General features: G+C 40.5%; 15 protein-coding genes and 1 pseudogene. 3 read left to right on the top strand and 13 right to left on the bottom strand.

Annotated elements, in window-relative coordinates:
- Positions 1-48: 48 nt before the first annotated feature.
- The 4 genes from ABD915_RS03045 to ABD915_RS03030 form a co-directional block, all read right to left on the bottom strand.
- Entirely contained in the window at positions 49-918 is an 870-nt protein-coding gene (locus tag ABD915_RS03045) for a C40 family peptidase (RefSeq protein ID WP_345115116.1), read from the bottom strand.
- A gap of 356 nt (positions 919-1274) precedes the next feature.
- Positions 1275-2648: a leucyl aminopeptidase family protein gene (locus tag ABD915_RS03040; RefSeq protein ID WP_345114985.1), complete on the bottom strand. Its 1374-nt coding sequence runs from the start codon at positions 2646-2648 to the stop codon at positions 1275-1277.
- A 13-nt stretch (positions 2649-2661) separates the two neighbouring features.
- Complete coding sequence (gene coaA / locus ABD915_RS03035; protein WP_345114982.1) at positions 2662-3660, bottom strand: type I pantothenate kinase; 999 nt, start codon at positions 3658-3660, stop codon at positions 2662-2664.
- A gap of 122 nt (positions 3661-3782) precedes the next feature.
- Positions 3783-4772, bottom strand: coding sequence for an asparaginase (locus tag ABD915_RS03030; RefSeq protein WP_345114979.1), 990 nt, complete (start codon positions 4770-4772; stop codon positions 3783-3785).
- A gap of 218 nt (positions 4773-4990) precedes the next feature.
- Here ABD915_RS03030 and hslV point away from each other — a divergent pair, with 218 nt between their 5' ends.
- Positions 4991-5572, top strand: coding sequence for an ATP-dependent protease subunit HslV (gene hslV / locus ABD915_RS03025; RefSeq protein ID WP_345114976.1), 582 nt, complete (start codon positions 4991-4993; stop codon positions 5570-5572).
- Positions 5573-6883, top strand: coding sequence for an ATP-dependent protease ATPase subunit HslU (hslU, locus tag ABD915_RS03020; protein ID WP_345114974.1), 1311 nt, complete (start codon positions 5573-5575; stop codon positions 6881-6883).
- Between the two features lie 19 nt (positions 6884-6902).
- On the opposite strand, the gene ABD915_RS03015 is transcribed toward hslU, so the two are convergent.
- From ABD915_RS03015 to rpsO, 3 genes are all read right to left on the bottom strand, one after another.
- Positions 6903-7901 carry a class I SAM-dependent methyltransferase gene (locus tag ABD915_RS03015; RefSeq protein ID WP_345114972.1) on the bottom strand — a complete coding sequence of 333 codons (999 nt, stop codon included), beginning with the start codon at positions 7899-7901 and terminating at the stop codon, positions 6903-6905.
- A gap of 73 nt (positions 7902-7974) precedes the next feature.
- Positions 7975-10176: a polyribonucleotide nucleotidyltransferase gene (gene pnp / locus ABD915_RS03010; protein WP_345114969.1), complete on the bottom strand. Its 2202-nt coding sequence runs from the start codon at positions 10174-10176 to the stop codon at positions 7975-7977.
- 262 nt (positions 10177-10438) lie between these two features.
- Complete coding sequence (gene rpsO / locus ABD915_RS03005) at positions 10439-10708, bottom strand: 30S ribosomal protein S15 (RefSeq protein ID WP_004864305.1); 270 nt, start codon at positions 10706-10708, stop codon at positions 10439-10441.
- 320 nt (positions 10709-11028) lie between these two features.
- On the opposite strand from rpsO, the gene ABD915_RS03000 reads away from it, so the two are divergent.
- Positions 11029-12657, top strand: coding sequence for an MFS transporter (locus ABD915_RS03000; RefSeq protein ID WP_345114965.1), 1629 nt, complete (start codon positions 11029-11031; stop codon positions 12655-12657).
- A 99-nt stretch (positions 12658-12756) separates the two neighbouring features.
- Here ABD915_RS03000 and truB read toward each other — a convergent pair whose 3' ends face one another.
- The 6 genes and pseudogenes from truB to rimP all read right to left on the bottom strand — a co-directional run bounded on the left by truB (position 12757) and on the right by rimP (position 19741).
- Entirely contained in the window at positions 12757-13716 is a 960-nt protein-coding gene (gene truB, locus ABD915_RS02995) for a tRNA pseudouridine(55) synthase TruB (protein ID WP_345114963.1), read from the bottom strand.
- Between the two features lie 6 nt (positions 13717-13722).
- Positions 13723-14133 (bottom strand): annotated as a pseudogene (gene rbfA, locus ABD915_RS02990) (30S ribosome-binding factor RbfA); the annotation flags it as partial.
- 117 nt (positions 14134-14250) lie between these two features.
- Positions 14251-16776, bottom strand: a complete 2526-nt coding sequence (infB, locus tag ABD915_RS02985) for a translation initiation factor IF-2 (RefSeq protein ID WP_345114960.1) — start codon at positions 16774-16776, stop codon at positions 14251-14253.
- Entirely contained in the window at positions 16773-17408 is a 636-nt protein-coding gene (locus tag ABD915_RS02980) for an RNA-binding protein (protein ID WP_345114957.1), read from the bottom strand. The genes infB and ABD915_RS02980 overlap by 4 nt, the downstream gene beginning before the upstream one ends.
- Positions 17409-19040, bottom strand: coding sequence for a transcription termination factor NusA (gene nusA, locus ABD915_RS02975; RefSeq protein WP_345114955.1), 1632 nt, complete (start codon positions 19038-19040; stop codon positions 17409-17411).
- A gap of 50 nt (positions 19041-19090) precedes the next feature.
- On the bottom strand, positions 19091-19741 hold the full coding sequence (gene rimP, locus ABD915_RS02970; protein WP_345115114.1) for a ribosome maturation factor RimP: 651 nt from the start codon (positions 19739-19741) through the stop codon (positions 19091-19093).
- Between the last annotated feature and the right edge of the window lie 89 nt (positions 19742-19830).

Raw genomic sequence — 19830 nt, 5'->3', positions numbered from 1 at the left:
ACACAGCTAACAATAGCCTACATTGTCATATTCATGTAAAACCACGTACTATATTCCCAGTGCTGGACGTCGTCTTTCTATGGGATATCGCTGACATTTTTGAGCAATACGTGTAGTTGCTTCTTCCAGTGGCTCGACCGTAACATCCATAGAAGAACCATTTGCATGAATGATATTTTTACGATCAACCATAATAGCGACATGACCTTTCCAAAAAACCAAATCACCTCGTTGAAGCTCATCACTTTCTGAGAGTGGATTTCCTATAGTTTTTTGTTGCATGTCAGTATCGCGTAAAACCACGTGACCAGCCATCATCATAGAAAGCTGGACCAGTCCTGAGCAATCAATTCCAAAACCACTGGCTCCACCCCAAAGGTAAGGTGTGTGGACAAGATTTTCGGCAACCGTAACATAATCTTTATACGCAACGTGGTCAATCGGACTGAGATGATTGCTAACGACTGCGCTCCCACTGTCAAGTATAGAATACTTGGTTCCACGGGTTTCAACTTCACTAACAACGCTTACCTTACTTCCTATGGATAAAGAATATTCCACTGGTCCACGCAAGTCAGCTTGGAAGTATTGAAAAGTACGTGGTGCTGAAACAATATGTGTTTGCTTTACGGTTGATGTACAAAGCGCTTTTGTATCAATATAGCCAACATAACCATCTTTGAGAGATTGTCCCCACGACATAGATTCTCCTTGTTCAAAGATGAGAAGTTCTTCCCCTAATAAGCACTCTGTTTGCATTTCACTTTTTTTATTATTTTCTTTAAACAGTCCAGCAACAGGTACATTAACGCGTCTTTTTTCACCTTGCACAAAGCGCTTAGCTGTAACTTCTCCTTCAAGACGTTTGTCTGCTAGATCTTCTCTGAATGCATGTAATCTCGAATCTTTAGGGAACATTTTTTTACCTTTAAATGGGCTCATGAAAATTCTATTTGTAGAACTTGTTACCCATTGTGCACCATCATCTTTACGTTGATGAAATAACAAACCAGTTCCCAATATTGCTACAGCTCTCGCATTGAAACTGTCCATAAGAGGCAGATTTATGCTTTCTAAAATGCTTTTTTGATTCACAATAAAAGGATTTAAAATGAGAGAATCTTACGGTATTCGGAACTCTCACATCCATATGCAAAACGCCAAATTATCTTTACAAATCAATTTCTTGTATCCTCAGCACAAAACCACAATCTAAAGCAATAAACAATCACTCTTGAAACTTCAGAATTGCACATCTTTGTGAATATTTTGTGTCAGACTTGATTTTTAAAGAGATTATAAAGAGCTCGAATAACTTGTGCAGATCCACCGATAGGGTAGCCAGGTTTTTCTTTTGGAACCCACCCATAAAGATCAAAATGCGCAAAATGCTCAGCTTTTTCAACAAACGTGTTAAGAAATAAAGCAGCGACTATAGAGCCAGCAAAATTATTTCCAGTTATATTGTTAAGGTCAGCGATTGGTGATGATAACATCTCCTGATAGGGTTTCCAAAGTGGCATTTGCCAAACAGGATCGGAGACAGAATGGGCAGATTGAGAAATTTGTTGTGCCCATGTTGAATCATTACAATAAAATGCGGGTAGATCTGGTCCTAATGCTATACGCGCTGCTCCTGTTAAAGTAGCCATACAAAGCATGAATTGTGGGCTTTCTTCGTCACCATAGGCGAGCGCATCGGCAAGAATAAGCCGCCCTTCAGCGTCTGTATTGCCAACTTCAACATTTAAACCCTTACGACTTTGGAGAATATCGCCTGGTCGGTAAGCATTGGCAGAAATTGCATTTTCAACAGCTGGAATTAAAACACGTAGACGAAAGGGTAGTTTGGCATCCATAATCAGTTTAGCCAATCCTAAGACATGTGCGCCACCCCCCATATCTTTTTTCATGAGTGACATGTTATTGGCTGATTTAATATCGAGTCCCCCAGTATCAAAGGTTACGCCTTTGCCAACCAACGTTATTTTAGGGTGATTTTCTTGTCCCCAAAGCAGTTCAATCAGTCGTGGTGCAGTACTGCTGGCTCGCCCTACGGCATGGATCATTGGAAAATTATGTGTTAAGAGCTCATCTCCACAAATGCTTTGGACATGAGCACGATAGGTTTCTCCCAGTTGATGTGCTTCTTTCTCAAGGGTATCAGGATTCATGTCATTGGCTGGAATATTGATGAGATCACGGACAAAAAAGACAGTTTTATAAATTCGCTGAAGTTCATCGAGATCAATCGTATCGTTGACATAAATCGATAACGATTTGGAGGAAGAATTTTTGCGATAGAGGTTGAATTGATAACTTCCAAATGCCAATCCAAGATAGCTATTTATTTCATGGGAGGCTGTTCCTTCTAAATGCCAATGGCCAGCAGGAAGTTTTTTAGCGAGGAGTCCTGTGATAAAAGGTTCATCACCATTACCAAGTCCAAAGAAAACTTTTTTTAAATGCCCATTTTCATGAGGAATGAAGAGTATTTGTCCCGCTTTTCCGGTGAAATCATTAACTTTCATCCATGCTATTGTTGATGCATCAAGCGATAAATCAGCGAAGTTTCTTTGATTTACCAAGAAGATAGGACAGCTATTATCAATACGTTTTGAGCTAAAATGGATGTAATGTAAATGCATATTTATGAAATCCTTATAGTCGTCGAAGTGCAACATATTCAACCAAATGGTTTTTTCCCTTGCGTAATATGAGATTAGAGCGTGGACGTGTTGGCAATATATTCTCTTGTAAATTTTTTAAATTAATCGTTTGCCAAAGATCTTCAGCGATTTTTGAAGCTTCCTTTTCATTGAGGTGTGCATAACGATGGAAGTAGGATTCAGGATTTTGAAAAGCTGTTTTACGCAAACGTTTAAAGCGTTCCAAGTACCAGCGACGAATGACTTCTGTTTCAGCATCTACATAGATGGAAAAATCAAAAAAATCGGAAACGAAAGGAATGATTTTTCCATCTTTGGGAAGATCACTGACTTGTAACACATTAATACCTTCAACAATTAAGATATCAGGACGATCAATAGTAATAGTTTTATTTTCCAGAACATCATAGGTCATATGCGAATAAAGTGGGGCACTAACGTTACCAATTCCTGCTTTTATAGCAGAAAGAAAGCACAGCAATTTTTTGATGTCATAAGAATCAGGAAATCCTTTACGATTCAGACGATTTTTTTGCTGTAATACAGCGTTAGGATAAAGAAAACCATCTGTTGTAATCAGATCAACTTTAAGACTGGATGCCCAACGTTTCAAAAGTTCTTGAAGAATGCGAGCGGTGGTTGACTTTCCTACCGCTACAGAGCCCGCAATCCCAATGATAAAAGGAGTTTTCCTCGTTCCTTCTTGATGTAAAAATTGCTGACGCTTGTGAAAAAGCTCCTGTACTGCTTCAACATGGCATGATAAAAGACGTGATAAGGAAAGATAAATACGTTGTACTTCTTCAAGATCAATTGGATCATCAATTGAGCGTAAACGTTTAATTTCATCAAAGGTCAAAGTAAGTGGTGTATCCGCACGGAACTGAGACCATTCTTGTGCAGTAAAAACACGATAGGGTGAATATCGATCAGAAGTAGATTTGACCAAGTTATCTTCCTGATCAATTTTTGAAAGAATCGTATCAATCATTTTATTGGTCGAGAGTTTTTTTTGCCGCAGTCATTAATTAAGGCTGGAGAGGCGGGCTGTTTTGTATTCAAACGAATTTTATTTTGCATATTCTCTTCTTTTAAATAGTATATAATCTTTGGTTAGCTTATAGTCCAGTCATTCCAGTGTGCACGGATTTGTGCCAATGAATGTCCTTGTGCCAAAAAAGCCCATAAAAGTAAACGTGCTTTTACTGCTGATAAATAACCAGACATGAGAGCACCGGCAGCAATCATATCGACTTCTGAACCTTTATAGCCATAAGTTGCGCGGGTTGTGGAGCCATTACAGATACGGCTAGCAATAATGATAGGCATTTTTTGTGTATATTGTCGCACGATATCTGCTTCTTCAAAACTGCAGTGCCCTGATCCGAAACCAGCGATAACAAGTCCAGCATAATTCCCACTTTCAAGGCAGAACTTCATTAATTGGGTATCAGAGGATAAAGAGGAGTGTAGGAGTGCAACTTGGTGGTTTTTGTTTTTTGGAAGATCAAATGTTGTTGGGAAGAAATTGCGATCATTGAAATAAATCGGTTTTCCTTCCAAAATAGTTCCTAAAGTACCAGTTAGACCTGACTGAAATGTTTCAATTTTGACGGTATGGCTTTTCTGGACCCAATAAGGTGAGTGAATGGTATCATTGATGAGAACTAAAACGCCTCTGTTTCGACTTTGTGGATGAACAGCGACACGGGTTGCTGCTAAGATATTAGCAGGTCCATCGGCGCCTGCTTCACAGGGTATACGCATAGCGCCAGTTACAATGAGCGGTTCTGCTTTATTCCAATAAAGGGAAAGAAAAAAAGCTGTTTCCTCCAGTGTATCAGTACCTTGGGTTAAAACAATACCTTCTGCACCAGCCTTTATTTGTTGTTTTGCCCACTCTATTATTTCAAAAAGAATTTTAAAAGATAAAGATCCGCTTGGTAATTGTGTAAGCGTTTGCGCATGAATATTAGCAACTTTATTTAAATCAGGAACAGTTTTGATGAGGATATCTGAGGTTAATGTCGGTTGCATTTGACCAAGATTGTCAGCAGCCATTGCAATTGTGCCTCCCAATGTTCCTATTGCTATTTTTTTCATAATTTTTCCTTTAAAAGACGCAAACTATTTACAAAAGTTATTTAGCAACAATTTGCATTGATAACAATGATATCATTTTTTATTGCAACAAATTGAATTGTGCTAAATCATTGTGTTTTGCTGTATATGTTCTTAAATAAAGACAATAGCGATAATAAAGACAATAGCGATTGGATTTTACGTTTGATGAAAAGAAATCAATATTAAGGAGTTTCTTTATGGCAGAACATAAGCCAGACATAATGTATGGTACAACTATTATTACGGTACGAAAAGGTGGCAAAGTCGTGATGGCCGGTGATGGTCAGGTTTCACTTGGGCAGACGATTATGAAAGGCAATGCACGCAAAGTCCGTCGTCTTGGAAAGGGCGGAGCGGTTATTGCTGGTTTTGCAGGTGCTACAGCAGATGCTTTCACATTGCTGGAAAGATTGGAAACAAAGCTTGAGCAATATCCTGATCAGCTTATGCGTGCATGTGTAGAACTTGCAAAAGATTGGCGAACAGACCGTTATTTGCGTCGTCTCGAAGCAATGATGCTCGTGGCTGATAAGAAAATAACTTTAGCTTTAACAGGGCTTGGTGATGTCTTAGAACCAGAAGATGGGGTTATGGCAATTGGTTCTGGGGGCAATTTTGCTCTTTCGGCTGCTCGAGTACTTATGGATATGGATTTGGATGCGGAAAGCATTGCCCGTAAAGCTATGGATATTGCCGCTAAAATTTGTGTTTACACCAATGATCATTTTACAATTGAAACATTGGATGCAGAATTATCTTCTTTAGAGAAAGCTATTTGAATGTGTATTGTATTTTCCCCTCGTGAGACTGTTTCTGAACTTGATCGTTTTATTATTGGCCAAAATGATGCCAAACGTTCTGTTGCTATTGCACTGCGCAATCGATGGCGTAGACAACAGCTTGATGCTCCAATGCGTGAAGAGGTTATGCCAAAAAATATTTTGATGATAGGGCCAACAGGTGTTGGTAAAACGGGTATAGCGCGTCGATTAGCAAAACTTGCCGGAGCACCTTTCGTTAAAGTAGAAGCGACTAAATTTACTGAAGTTGGTTATGTGGGACGTGATGTTGAGCAAATTATTCGTGATCTTGTTGAGATTGCCATTTCTCTTGTCCGTGAAAAAAAACGGGATGAAGTCAAAGTCAAGGCTCATATTAATGCTGAAGAGCGTGTTTTAGATGCCCTTGTTGGTAAGACAGCAAGTCCTGCTACCCGTGACAGTTTTCGCAAAAAATTGCGCGAAGGTGAATTGGATGAGAAAGAAATTGAAATTGAAGTAGCCGATAATAACAGCAATAGCGCTTCGACCTTTGATATTCCTGGTATGCCTGGTGCGCAAATGGGAATTATGAATTTATCAGATATTTTTGGCAAAATGGGGAGTCGTACAAAGGTTCGCAAAACGACAGTAAAGGATGCTTTTAAGCCTCTCATTGATGATGAATCTGAAAAGCTCCTTGATCAGGATCAAATTATTCAAGAAGCACTCCGTGTTACTGAAAATGACGGAATCGTTTTTATCGATGAGATTGATAAAATTGCAACCCGAGATGGTGGGGCAAGTGCTGCTGTTTCGCGTGAAGGTGTTCAACGAGATCTTTTACCTTTGGTTGAAGGGACAACAATTGCTACAAAATATGGTCAAGTTAAAACAGACCATATCCTTTTTATTGCTTCAGGTGCGTTTCATGTTTCCAAGCCCTCTGATTTATTACCAGAATTGCAAGGACGTTTGCCTATCCGCGTGGAGCTAAATGCTCTAACAAGGGAAGATTTACGGCGTATTCTAACCGAACCTGAAGCGAGTTTGATTAAGCAATATATCGCTTTAATGGCAACAGAAGAGGTTCATTTAGAAATTACTGATGATGCGATTGATGCTTTAGCGGATATTGCCGTAGATTTAAACGCAAGGATTGAAAATATAGGGGCACGTCGTTTACAAACGGTGATGGAGCGCGTTTTAGATGAGATTTCTTTTACAGCACCCGATAAAGCTGGAACATCATTTAAAATTGATGCTGCTTATGTCAGACAATCTATAGGCGATCTTGCTGCTGATATCGATCTTTCGCGTTTCATTCTTTAAAGTGATTGCTTATTTTCGTCTATCGACGTGCTTCGATAACTTTGAAGCCATGAGCTTTTTCATGTATCAATACTGTACGGAAAAGTTTTTTTAACAATGTTTCATAAGGAAGGTGGCGGTTAGCAACAAGAAGCAGGTTGCCACCTGGCTTTAGGTATTTTGCAGCATTTATAATAAAATGCTGTCCTAATGAAACATCTGTCGTTTGTTGCGTGTGAAACGGTGGGTTTGAAATAATTGTATCATAGAGATCTATGATTGGCTCCTGCACAAGATCATGCCAATAAAAATGAATCGGACAAGAAGTTGTTATGTGCTTGAGATGCTGTTTGGCTGCTCTCAAAGCGTTGTAGTCGGCCTCATAGAGGTCGAGAGCAGTGAGTTTTTCACTTCTTTCAAGTGCAGCGTGAGAAAGGAAACCCCAACCAGCACCAAAATCGGCAGTCTTTCCGGAAATAATTTGGGGCATGTGTAGAGCAAGCGCAGCAGAGCCTAGATCAATACGGCCGTGCGAGAACATGCCAGAAGTGGTTTGAAATTTATTTTCAAAAGTAAGAGGTGGTGAGCGCAAGCATGCAATGTTTTGTCTATCCATCTGTTGCGGGACTTGAAGCCAGAATACAAGACCATGATTTTTGGATAATTTATCAGTGATGGGGACGATTGTTTTGACCCATTTCATCATTGAAGCAGCACCGGTAGTTTTGTTTCCACCGATAACAATCCATCCCCTAGGTTTAACACGTTCTAATAGATCAAGAAAACAATTTTGGTTAAAACCACGATATTTGCTTAAATGCAAAAGCGCACCATCATAGGTGACAGTTTGATCTATTTGAGGAGAACAGCGAAATTGAGCATTGGCAAATTTTAAAAAGTTTGGTCGCCAAGGCGTTATAACTTCTAAGTTTTGTGCCCATTTTAGAGCGGGAAGTTCAGTTAAACCAAAACTCAGCCAAGATTGGCTTGAATCAGGAAAGGGGAGTGCATGGTTTTCAAAAGGTAAAAACAGTAACACATGTGGCTCTTTCAAAGAAAAATGCCATTCCAATATTGGGATGGCATTTTTATTTCATGACAAGAGGGAAAAATCACTCTTCTTTTTTCTTATGACGGCGCTTGTTTTCGGATTTATTTTTTTCATCAGTGTTTTTTTCTTTTTCTATTTTTATCGAATCATCAGCAGCCATTTCTTTTCCGGTCTGTTGATCAACAATTTTCATCGATAAGCGAACTTTACCACGCTCATCAAAGCCCATTAATTTAACCCAAACTTTATCGCCTTCTTTAACAACATCCGTGGTTTTTGTGACGCGTTCTGATGTAAGTTGCGAAATGTGAACGAGTCCATCACGTGAGCCAAAAAAGTTTACAAATGCGCCAAATTCTGCTGTTTTTACAACTGTTCCTTGATAGATAACACCCACTTCAGGTTCATCAACAATTGAATGGATCCAGCGCTTTGCCGCTTCGATGGTTTTAGCATCGGCAGAAGCGATTTTAATTGTTCCATCATCTTCAATATTAATTTTTGCTCCAGTTTGTTCAACGATTTCTCGAATAACTTTACCGCCAGAGCCGATAACCTCACGAATTTTATCAACGGAAATTTTCATAACTTCGATGCGTGGAGAAAATTCGCTGAGTTCAGCACGTGCGCTGGTTAAAGCCTTAGCCATTTCGTTAAGAATATGAACTCGACCACCTTTGGCTTGTTCAAGTGCGATTTTCATAATCTCTTCGGTAATACCATCAATTTTGATATCCATTTGCAAGGCAGTAATACCATTTTCTGTTCCCGCTACTTTAAAATCCATATCTCCAAGATGATCTTCATCCCCTAAAATATCAGACAGAACAGCAAAGCGTTCACCTTCTTTAATCAATCCCATGGCAATACCTGCGACAGGTCGTGCCAGAGGAACACCGGCATCCATAAGAGCAAGTGAAGTGCCGCAAACAGTTGCCATTGAAGAGGATCCATTGGATTCTGTAATTTCTGAGACAGCACGAATGGTATAAGGAAAAGATTCCTTAGTTGGCAACATAGGGTGAATTGCACGCCATGCCAGTTTGCCATGCCCGATTTCACGACGGCCAGGAGAACCAAGGCGTCCTGTTTCACCCACTGAAAATGGTGGGAAATTGTAATGGAGGAGAAATGTTTCCTTATACATACCCGTTAAGGAGTCAACATATTGTTCATCTTCTCCAGTTCCTAGTGTTGCAACGACAATTGCTTGTGTTTCTCCACGGGTAAAGAGAGCTGATCCATGTGTTCGGGGTAAAATACCAACTTCTGATTGAATGGGACGCACTGTTGAAAGGTCGCGTCCATCAATACGCTTTTTCGTATCAAGAATATTCCAGCGAACAATTTTTGCTTGCAACTGTTTGAAAACGGTTGCGATTTGATCTGCACTGAATTTACAGTCTTCTTCTGTTTCCGGCATAAATTTATTGAGCACTTCTGTTTTAAGTGTATCAATTGCAGCATAACGTTCCTGTTTATCAGTAATTGTGTAAGCTTTTCGTATGTCTTGTTCAGCCATTTCGAGCATAGCTTTTTCAAGATCGGAGAGATCTTCCGGAATGAACTCACGTGGATCTTTTGCAGCAACTTCGGCAAGTTTGATAATGGCATCAAGAACCGGTTGAAAGCCTTTGTGCCCAAACATCACTGCACCTAACATGATGTCTTCGGGCAATTCTTGAGCTTCTGATTCAACCATCAAAACAGCACTTTCTGTTCCGGCAACAACAAGATCAAGTTTTGATTCAGGCATTTCATCGATGTGGGGGTTAAGAACATATTGTCCGTTACAGTAACCGACACGAGCACCAGCAATGGGGCCCATGAAAGGAACACCTGACAGGGTTAATGCGGCAGAAGCTGCAATCAGCGCGAGGATATCGGGATTATTTTCGAGATCATGCTGTATAACGGAAACGATGACTTGCGTATCATTTTTATAACCGTCGGCGAAGAGGGGACGAATTGGACGATCGATCAAACGTGAAATCAAAGTTTCACTTTCACTCGGCCTGCTTTCACGTTTTAAATAACCACCGGGTATTCTACCAACAGCATAGGATTTTTCTTGGTAATTAACGGTAAGTGGAAAAAAATCTTGATCTGGTTTTGGAGTTTTGGCTGAAACAACGGTTGCTAGGACAATGGTTTCACCGTAGGTGGCAATTACTGCACCATCAGCTTGACGTGCTATTTTCCCTGTTTCAAGGGTGAGTGGCCGACCAGCCCATTCAATTTCTATTTTGTGTGTTTTGAACATTTTTTATCCTTAATGACCAGTGTTCACATCTTTAAGTGCTCACATTCTGGTTTTGCGTAGCATATTTTAAAGCTATGGGCAGGACAACAAGACACTTCTGTTTTTTCACGAAAAGAGAAGAATAAATCGCAATTTAAACGCGAAGCAACTAGCAATCCTGCCCCATGATGGTTACTCATCAGTTTTTAAAGTCTTTAACGAAAAGTAGCAAATTAAAAAAAAGGGTGGATTTGTTTAGAAACACTATCCACCCATTTTTCTTTTAGCGACGCAAACCTAACTTCCTGATAAGTGTCTGGTAACGATTTTGGTCAATTCCTTTAAGGTAATCAAGCAGGCGACGGCGCTGAGATACCATCTTCAAAAGACCACGACGAGAATGGTTATCCTTTTTGTGAGATTTGAAATGGTTAGTCAAATTAGAAATACGTTCAGAAAGTACAGCGACCTGCACTTCTGGTGATCCTGTATCACCAACTTTATTTGCGTATTCTGCGACAAGAGCTTGTTTACGTTCAGCTGTAATCGACATCGCATTATCCTTTCAAAAAACGAAGAAACAAAAGCCACCCATAGCCGAGATGTCGTTCAGCCAGGGTCTGTGATAGAACAAGAAGAGTCCAAGACTCTCACTTGCTCTGGCATTTATATAGGAAAGAAGGTTAAAATACTAGTCCTTGAAGGCAACTTGAAGAGCTTCTTTCGTAAAGGGGTATGTTTTGAAAGATTGATTTTAAGGGTGCTTTATAGGAATTTTTTAAAGAATTATGCATCCTTTTGATACAAAGATTGCTGTTTTACAGAGTGTGTTGGGTAACAAAAAACGATAGAATACCGATTTGGAGGAAAAAGATGCAAAGCATTTCAATATTAAAGCTTTTTCGTAATTCGGTATTTCGAAATTTATGGGCATCCACTCTCATTTCTAATTTAGGTGGGCTCATACAGGCTGTAGGAGCGGGTTGGTTAATGGCGTTGATTAGTTCTTCGCATGCCATGGTTGGGCTTGTTCAAAGTGCTACAACATTACCACTTGTTATCTTTTCTCTGATGGCAGGCGCATTAGCTGACAATTTTAATCGGCGTCAAATTATGTTGTGTGCGCAGATTATAATGATGGTTATATCAACGATTTTAGCTGTTTTAGCCTATATGGGGGTTCTAACACCTTGGCTTTTGTTGTGCTTTACGTTTTTGATTGGGTGCGGCACTGCATTCTATAATCCTTCTTGGCAAGCAACAATAGGAGATATTGTGAGTAGGGAAAATATTCCTGCTGCTGTGAGTCTGAATAGTGTCGGTTTTAATTTGATGCGTAGTGTAGGTCCTGCTATTGGTGGTGCTGTCATTGCTACTTTAGGTGCAGCCGCTGCCTTTTTATTCAATGCAATAAGTTACATTCCTTTAATTGGTGCTTTGTTTTTATGGAAACAAAGCTATAAAAATAACCCATTGCCACGGGAGAGACTTTTAGGAGCTGTCTCGGATGGTTTGCGTTATGTTGCGATGTCACCTAATCTGCTTAATATTATGGTCAGAGCGTTCCTTTTTGGTATTGGGGCGATTTCGATTTTGGCACTCTTACCGATTGTTGTGCATAGAGTTCTCGAGGGAAGTGCGCTTCTTTATGGTACATTGCTGGGATGTTTTGGTCTGGGAGCAATGACCGCTGGTATTATTAACTCATCTGTACGGCATTATTTTCGTTTAGAGACGATTATTGCAAGTGCATTTATTGGGTTTGCTTTTTCCTGCTTTTTTTTAGCAATCAGCCGTTCGTTGATTGTAAGTCATATTGCCTTATTTCCTGCAGGTTTATGTTGGGTTTTGGCGTTGTCACTGTTTAATACATCCGTACAACTTTCTACGCCGCGTTGGGTTGTTGCACGTGCTTTAGCTCTTTATCAAACGTCATCTTATGGGGGGATGGCTGTTGGAAGTGCAATTTGGGGGGGGCTGGCTGATGGTTATTCTCCAACAGTTGCTTTGAGTATTTGTTCTCTATTTCTCATTTTTGGAGCTCTTGCGGGGGTAAAGTTTAGAATTCAGGAAATTCCCCAGATAGATCTGGATCCTCTTGATCATTTCAGAGAACCAGAGCTTTTACTTGATCTAAAAGCGCAAAGCGGTCCGATCATGATTATGATCGATTATCAAATTCATGAAAATGATCTTGAAGAATTTCTCAAAGTAATGACACGCCGTCGCCATATTCGTTTACGTGATGGCGCTCGTCAATGGGTTCTTTTACGTGATCTTGAAAGGCCTGAGTATTGGACAGAAGCTTATCATATGCCAACATGGGTAGATTACTTGCGTCATAATCACCGTCGCATAAAAGCAGATGCAGAGGTGAATAAGCTTCTGCGTCACTTAAATCGTGCACCTAACGGTATAAGAGTACACCGTATGATTGAGCGGCAAACGATACCGCATGCCAATGAGATGCATTTAAAGCCTTCTGCTGATCAGTTACCTTGATGATAAGAGGTGAAATGTAGAGAAATGAGAAGAACTTCATTCTCTTTATCGATATAGGAACATATCTTTCCACGAGAGATTTTTGTGAGAAAGAACAGCTTAAATTGTGAAAATACGCTTTGGTTTGAACTGATTTTTCTCAAGAGTACCTATAGCAAGAAGTTGGCTTTTGTAGGTTACACAAACCTCATCTTCATCAACGGGAGCATTGCTCTCACAGAGAAACACAGGATTACCCCTCATGACTCGCTGTGCTTGAGTTCCACTAAGGGCATAATGAGAAAGACAATCCAGAGCAGCGCCTGTTTCAATTAAGAATTCATCAAGTATTGTGAATTTTTTTTGGGGAGGAAGGTTATTTTCATTTGTTGTACTTTGATCCAGTATTACCGCTTTTAGCTCATCCCATGTAATGAGATCATCTTCATAAAAAGGTGCAACTGCAATACGCCTTAAATCGGCAATATACCCATAACAACCGAGATCACGTCCCATATCGCGTGCTAAGGAGCGCACATAGGTTCCTTTTCCGCAGGTTATTTCAAAGACGGAATGTTTTTTGCTGGTGTTTTCGATCAATTTAAAAGTTTCTATTTCCACTTGACGGGGAGAAATTTCAACAACTTTACCTTCACGCGCTAAATCGTAGGCACGGTTACCAGCAATTTTGATTGCTGAAAATTGTGGGGGTGTTTGCAAAATAACCCCCGTATATTTAGGCAGAAGGGCGAGTATCTCTTCTTGAGTTGGACGTTTGAGAGATGTTTTCGTTATTTCCCCTTCTAGATCGTCTGTTGAGCGTTCTTCTCCCCAGACAATTTTAAAACGATAGGTTTTTGTGCCTTGCATAACGTAGGGAACAGTTTTGGTTGCTTCGCCTAGTGCAATGGGTAGGAGACCAGAAGCAAGGGGATCAAGTGTACCAGCATGTCCTGCTTTTTGTGCATGAAAGAGCCATTTGATTTGTGAGACAGCTTCTGTTGATCTCATTCCTTTTGGTTTATCAAATATGACCCAGCCAGAAACAGATCGGCCTTTTTTTTTGCGTTGCCGTGTCATGTTTTTTTAATCCTCATGTTCATCAACACGGTGAAGATCACGTGCTACCTCAGGAGAGCGGAGCAGGGTATCAATTTTTGAAAAATTATCAAAACTGCTATCAAGCCGAAAACGCAGTTCAGGCATATATTTCATTTGTCGCAACGAATGACTGATTTCTCCACGGATAAAGCGACTATGTTTATTGAGGATATCAACAACATCACCATGAGAAGTGTGATCAAGAGTGCTGAGAGGAGACACAAAGCAGGTGGCAATTTTCAAATCTGGTGACATGCGTACTTCAGAGATAGAAATCACCATATTTTTCAAGACATCGTCAAGTAAAATACCGCGCTGCAATATATGAGCTAATGCGTGGCGTACTTGCTCTCCGATTCTTAATTGCCGTTGTGATGGATTTGCATTTTTCATAAAAGCTTTATCCTTATTACAATTCCTCTTCCCTCTATCACTTTAAAGGATAAGAAAGAACAATAGCCTATAACTCCCACTTTTTCTCATTTTACGAAAGAGTAAAGGCATTGGATTATTTTATAATGTGCGATTAATATGTTCGACGCGGAAGATTTCAATAATGTCTCCTGCACGCATATCTTCATAGTTTTCGAATGCGATTCCACATTCTTGACCACTTTGGACCTCATTGACTTCATCTTTGAAGCGCTTGAGTGTTTTAAGCTTTCCTTCATGAATGACAATATTATCGCGGATAAGGCGGACACCCGCTCCTCTTTCTATTTTACCTTCTGTAACGCGGCATCCAGCAACTTTTCCAATTTTTGTAATGTTAAAGACTTCCAGAATTTCGGCATTACCAAGGAAAGTCTCGCGCTGCTCTGGTGAGAGTAATCCTGACATAGCAGCTTTTATATCATCAACAAGGTCATAAATGATGTTATAATAGCGAATTTCAATTCCTTGTATTTTAGCACAATCACGTGCTTGTTTATTAGCTCGAACATTAAAGCCAATTACAGCAGAGTTGGAAGCTTCAGCAAGAGAAATATCACTTTCAGTAATACCTCCAGCACCAGAATGGACAATGCGTGCACGTACCTCTTCATTTCCTAGTTTTTCTAATGCTGAGGCGATTGCTTCAATTGATCCCTGCACATCTCCTTTAATAATAAGGGGAAATTCTTTGACACCCGTGGTTTGTAATTTGGTCATCATCTGTTCAAGAGAACCGCGAGAACTTGTTTGGCGTGCTACAGCTTTATCACGTGCTAATCGCTGACGATATTCAGAAATTTCCCGCGCCTTTGCTTCATGTGTGACGACAGCAAAACGGTCACCAGCTTGTGGTGTTCCTTGCATGCCCAAAATTTCGATGGGTGTAGAGGGGAGTGCTTCTTTAATATGGCGACCATGATCATCAATCAAGGCGCGTACACGGCCCCATTCATTGCCTGCAACGATAATATCAGAAGGATGCAATGTGCCTTTTTGAACAAGAACTGTTGCAACAGATCCACGACCCCGATCCAATTTGGCTTCAATGACAACGCCTTCTGCGGTTCGTTTTGGATCTGCTTTGAGATCAAGAATTTCAGCTTGAAGGAGAATAGCTTCGAGAAGTTTATCAAGATTTTGTCCCGTTTTAGCAGAAACTTCGACCTCCAAAGTTTCTCCGCCCATAGTTTCAACAAACACTTCGTGTTGCAAAAGTTCTGTACGCACTTTTTGGGCATCAGCAGCTGGTTTATCAATTTTATTGATCGCAACGATAATAGGCACACCAGCGGCTTTTGCATGATTGATTGATTCAATTGTTTGCGGCATGACACTATCATCAGCAGCTACAACCAGAATGGCAATATCTGTAACACGGGCTCCACGAGCGCGCATTGCTGTAAATGCGGCATGCCCAGGCGTATCAATAAAGGTAATCTTTTGACCATTTTGTTCTACTTGATAAGCACCAATATGCTGTGTAATACCTCCTGCTTCACCAGAAACAACATTTGCTTTTCGAATAGCATCGAGAAGAGAAGTTTTTCCGTGGTCAACATGGCCCATAATTGTTACGACTGGTGGACGCTGCTGCATTTTTTGAGGATTATCAGTTATATTAAAGATGCCTTCTTCTACATCAGATTCTAAAACACGTTTAACAGTGTGGCCGAATTCAACGGCAATAAGCTCGGCAACATCTGCATCAATAACGTCTCCAGGTTTCATCATTTGTCCCTGTTTCATGAGAAATTTAATCACATCAACGGAACGTTCAGTCATGCGCTGTGCGAGTTCTTGAATGGTAATAGTTTCTGGAAGAACAACCTCGCGAGAAATTTTTTCTTTTGGTTCTTGGTTTTGCGCACGTTTAAATTTTTCTTGCCTACGGCGCATTGCAGCCATCGAACGCCCACGTGCACTTCCTTCTTCGTCTAGTGCACTATTGAGGGTGAGCTTTCCACGACGTCGCTCATCGGCACCTTTTATCACTTTTGGTGCACGCACTTCTGACTTAGCAGGAGTAGCGCGTCGGCTATGTCGATCGTCATCTTTAGTTTCATCTGCTTTACGTTTTTCAATTACAGTTGTATTTTTAGGCGTAATAGGAATATCTATCGGTTCTATTTGAGGGTGAGCAAGGGGAAGAGGTGAAGTTTGCACCGTAGAGCTTTGTTCTTCTTCTTGATGTATTTCGGTTTCTTGAATTGCCTGCTGCAAACTTTCTTCACGCTCTTTGGCGCGCCTTGCTTGCTCTTCGGCTTTTTCACGCGTTATCCTTTCTTGGATATGTGCTTCTTCTAATGCGCGAAGTCTTGCTTCCATTTCAGCTGATGAAAGATTGTTTTTGGCCATAGGTTCGCTAGGCTTAGCTTCTTCAAATCGTGGTTTAGAGCGTTGCTGGGCCACATGTGGTTTCGTAATTGGCTGTGATATTTCAGTTTTTTCATCAGGTCGCGTAATTTTGCGTCGCTTGGTTTCGACAACCACAGCCTTCGTACGGCCATGGCTAAAGTTTTGTTTGACCGTGCTCGTTTCTAGGACTGACCGTTTTAGGGTTAGTGTCCTCTTGACTGTTGTTTTGTCATTATTATTTTCACTCATTGTACTTCCTTCACGGCTTTTGCCGTCATCTCACTAGGCTTGCTATGCTTGTCATCACGATAGGCGAGCAGCCTGTGTATCGCTTTGATAAACCCTTCGGCAGCCTTGGTGTCCAATAAGGCCGCATGCATCACAGGATTAGAGCCAAAAGCCATCCGCATTTCATCACTTGTAAATAAAGATATTGTTTTTATATTCCGATTTGTTTGTTGTTGTATTGTATGGATGGCTTGTGCAATTTTTCGTTTCCCATCTTCTGTAGTTTCTTTAGCATGAAGTACGAAGATAACTTTACCAGAACGGATAGCAGTATCAACTTTGGTTGCTCCCATGACAACGGCACCTGCTTTTCGTGCCATGGAAAGGCTTGAAAGAGCGGCTTTTAGCAAAAGTGTATCAACAATATGCGCAAGATTTGACGCAACTTCAACATCTGTTTTAAAACTTTTGTTAAAAGCTTTACGTTTGATCGCTTCCTCAATTACAGAGCGGTGTGAGGAAACCCAGACACCGCGTCCAGGAAGATTGGATTTAAGGTCAGGGACGATTTGATTATTGGGACCAATAACAAAACGGATCAGCGTTTTTGCTGAAGCATTTTTTCTTGTCACAATGCAGGTCCGTTCATTCATTTAAAGTGTATCCATATCCAAATTATCTATTTTTTCGTTTTCGGCAGAACTTTTACTTTCGGCAGAATTTTCTGTAATAAGATCGGCTTGGTCTATCCAGCCTGCTTGCACACGTGCAGCTAAAACCATAGCTTCTGCATCAGCCCGTGTAATCTCAAATGGAGTCAGAATACCAGAAAAATTCTGTGTTTGACCATCCTTACGTTCTCTCCAGCCAACCAAATCATCGACTGCATAGCCTGCAAAATCTTCCATTGTTTTTACACCATCTTCACCAACAGCAACCAACATAGCATTTGTCATTCCAGGAAGTATTCGCAATGCATCAGAAACACCGAGTTGTTTGCGTTTTTCATCAAGTTCTTTTTCTTTGTGTTCTAGATATTCACGCGCACGGCTTTGGATTTCAGTAGCAGTTTCATGATCAAAACCATCAATGGAAGCGATTTCTTCAAGATCAATATAAGCAATCTCTTCAATAGAAGAGAAGCCTTCTGACGCCATAACCTGCCCGATCATTTCGTCAACATCTAAAGATTCCATAAACAGCTTACTGCGTTTAGTAAATTCTTTTTGACGGTTTTCAGATTCTTCTTGTTCCGTTAAAATATCAATGTTCCAGCCTGTTAGTTGCGAAGCTAAACGAACATTTTGTCCACGCCGACCAATAGCAAGACTGAGCTGATCATTAGGGACAACAACTTCGATACGTTCTGCATCTTCATCGAGGACGACTTTGGAAACTTCAGCAGGTTGGAGTGCATTGACGATAAATGTTGCGGCATCAGGTGACCAAGGAATAATATCAATTTTTTCACCTTGTAATTCTGCAACAACAGCTTGAACGCGACTTCCGCGCATCCCGACGCATGCTCCAACGGGATCAATGGAACCATCACGTGAAACAACAGCAATTTTAGCACGCGAACCTGGATCACGAGCAACAGATTTAATTTCTATAATACCATCATAGATTTCTGGCACTTCCATGGTAAAAAGTTTTACCATAAATTGAGGATGTGTGCGTGAAAGGAAAATTTGTGGCCCCCGCGATTCGCGGTGCACATCATTAACAAAGGCACGAATACGATCTCCATAGCGGAAGGCTTCACGTGGAATTAATTCATCGCGTCGTACAATAGCTTCACCACGTCCTAGATCGACGATAACATTGCCATATTCCACACGTTTTACTGTACCGGAAATAATTTCACCAATTTTATTTTTGAATTCTTCGTATTGTTGATCACGCTCTGCATCACGTACCTTTTGTACAATAACCTGTTTAGCAGATTGCGCTGCAATACGTCCAAAATCCATGGGAGGCAAAAGGTCGAAAAAAAACTCCCCAATTTTTGCGTCCGCTTGACGTTTAAGCGCATCAGATAAAGTAATTTCAGTGGTATAATCTTCAACGACATCAACAATTTTAAGCAAACGTTGTAATTTAATTTCGCCTGTTTTTGAATTGATCTCAGCACGGATATTGGTTTCTTGACCATAGCGAGAACGCGCCGCTTTCTGAATAGCATCGGCCATTGCAGAAATAACAATTTCACGGTCAATCGACTTTTCACGTGCAACAGCATCTGCAATTTGCAGAATTTCAAGCCTGTTAGCGCTTGTAGCCATCGATTTTCTCCTTCTTTGTGCCACACGATGGGCATTGATATCCAGTGATATTAATTCTTGTGATTTTGTGCCTGTTTTGAGCCGTTAGGGTTATCTTCTGGAATAAACTGTTGACTTAAATCTTTATTTTTTTTCAACGCATCGCGAATAAGTTCATCGGTAAGTACCAAGTGGGCATCAATGATGTCATCAAAAAGAATAGAAGTATACATGGCTTCTCCATAGGCCGCTTTATCGGTGTTTAAGGTAAAGCCATCTTGCGTAATATTTGTGAGCATTCCACGAAATTTTCGGCGTCCATCAATTGTTATTTTCGTTTCAATTTTTGCTACATGTCCTTGCCAATGAAAAAAGTCAGATTTTCTTACCAGTGGACGATCAATTCCAGGAGAGGAAATTTCTAAATGATATTTGCGTTCAATAACATTTTGTACATCAAGAAGGGGTGAAACGGTTCGACTAACAGTTTCGCAATCTTCTATTGTCATAGAGCCATCAGCACGTTCGACCATAATTTGAAGTGTTAAACCATTTTGTCCAAGGAGTTTTATGCGGACCAAACGAAAACCTAAAGGCTTAAGCAATGGTGTAACAAGAGCAGCAACTTGTGCTTCTATGCCGTTTTCTTCAAACAAACGCGGCTCATCAATATCACGCATTCTTTCAGTTTCGCTCATACACTTTATCCAAGTTAGCTTCATCGATGCTATGACATAAAAAAGAGCGGGTCCAGACGGCCCACTCCTCATCATAAGACCAAGAATTTACCCATTGATACTCTTAAATTCAA

Origin of the sequence: Bartonella jaculi (assembly GCF_039543045.1) — a bacterium.
Taxonomy (GTDB): Bacteria; Pseudomonadota; Alphaproteobacteria; order Rhizobiales; family Rhizobiaceae; genus Bartonella; species Bartonella jaculi.
This window is presented reverse-complemented; position numbering and strand designations above follow the sequence as displayed.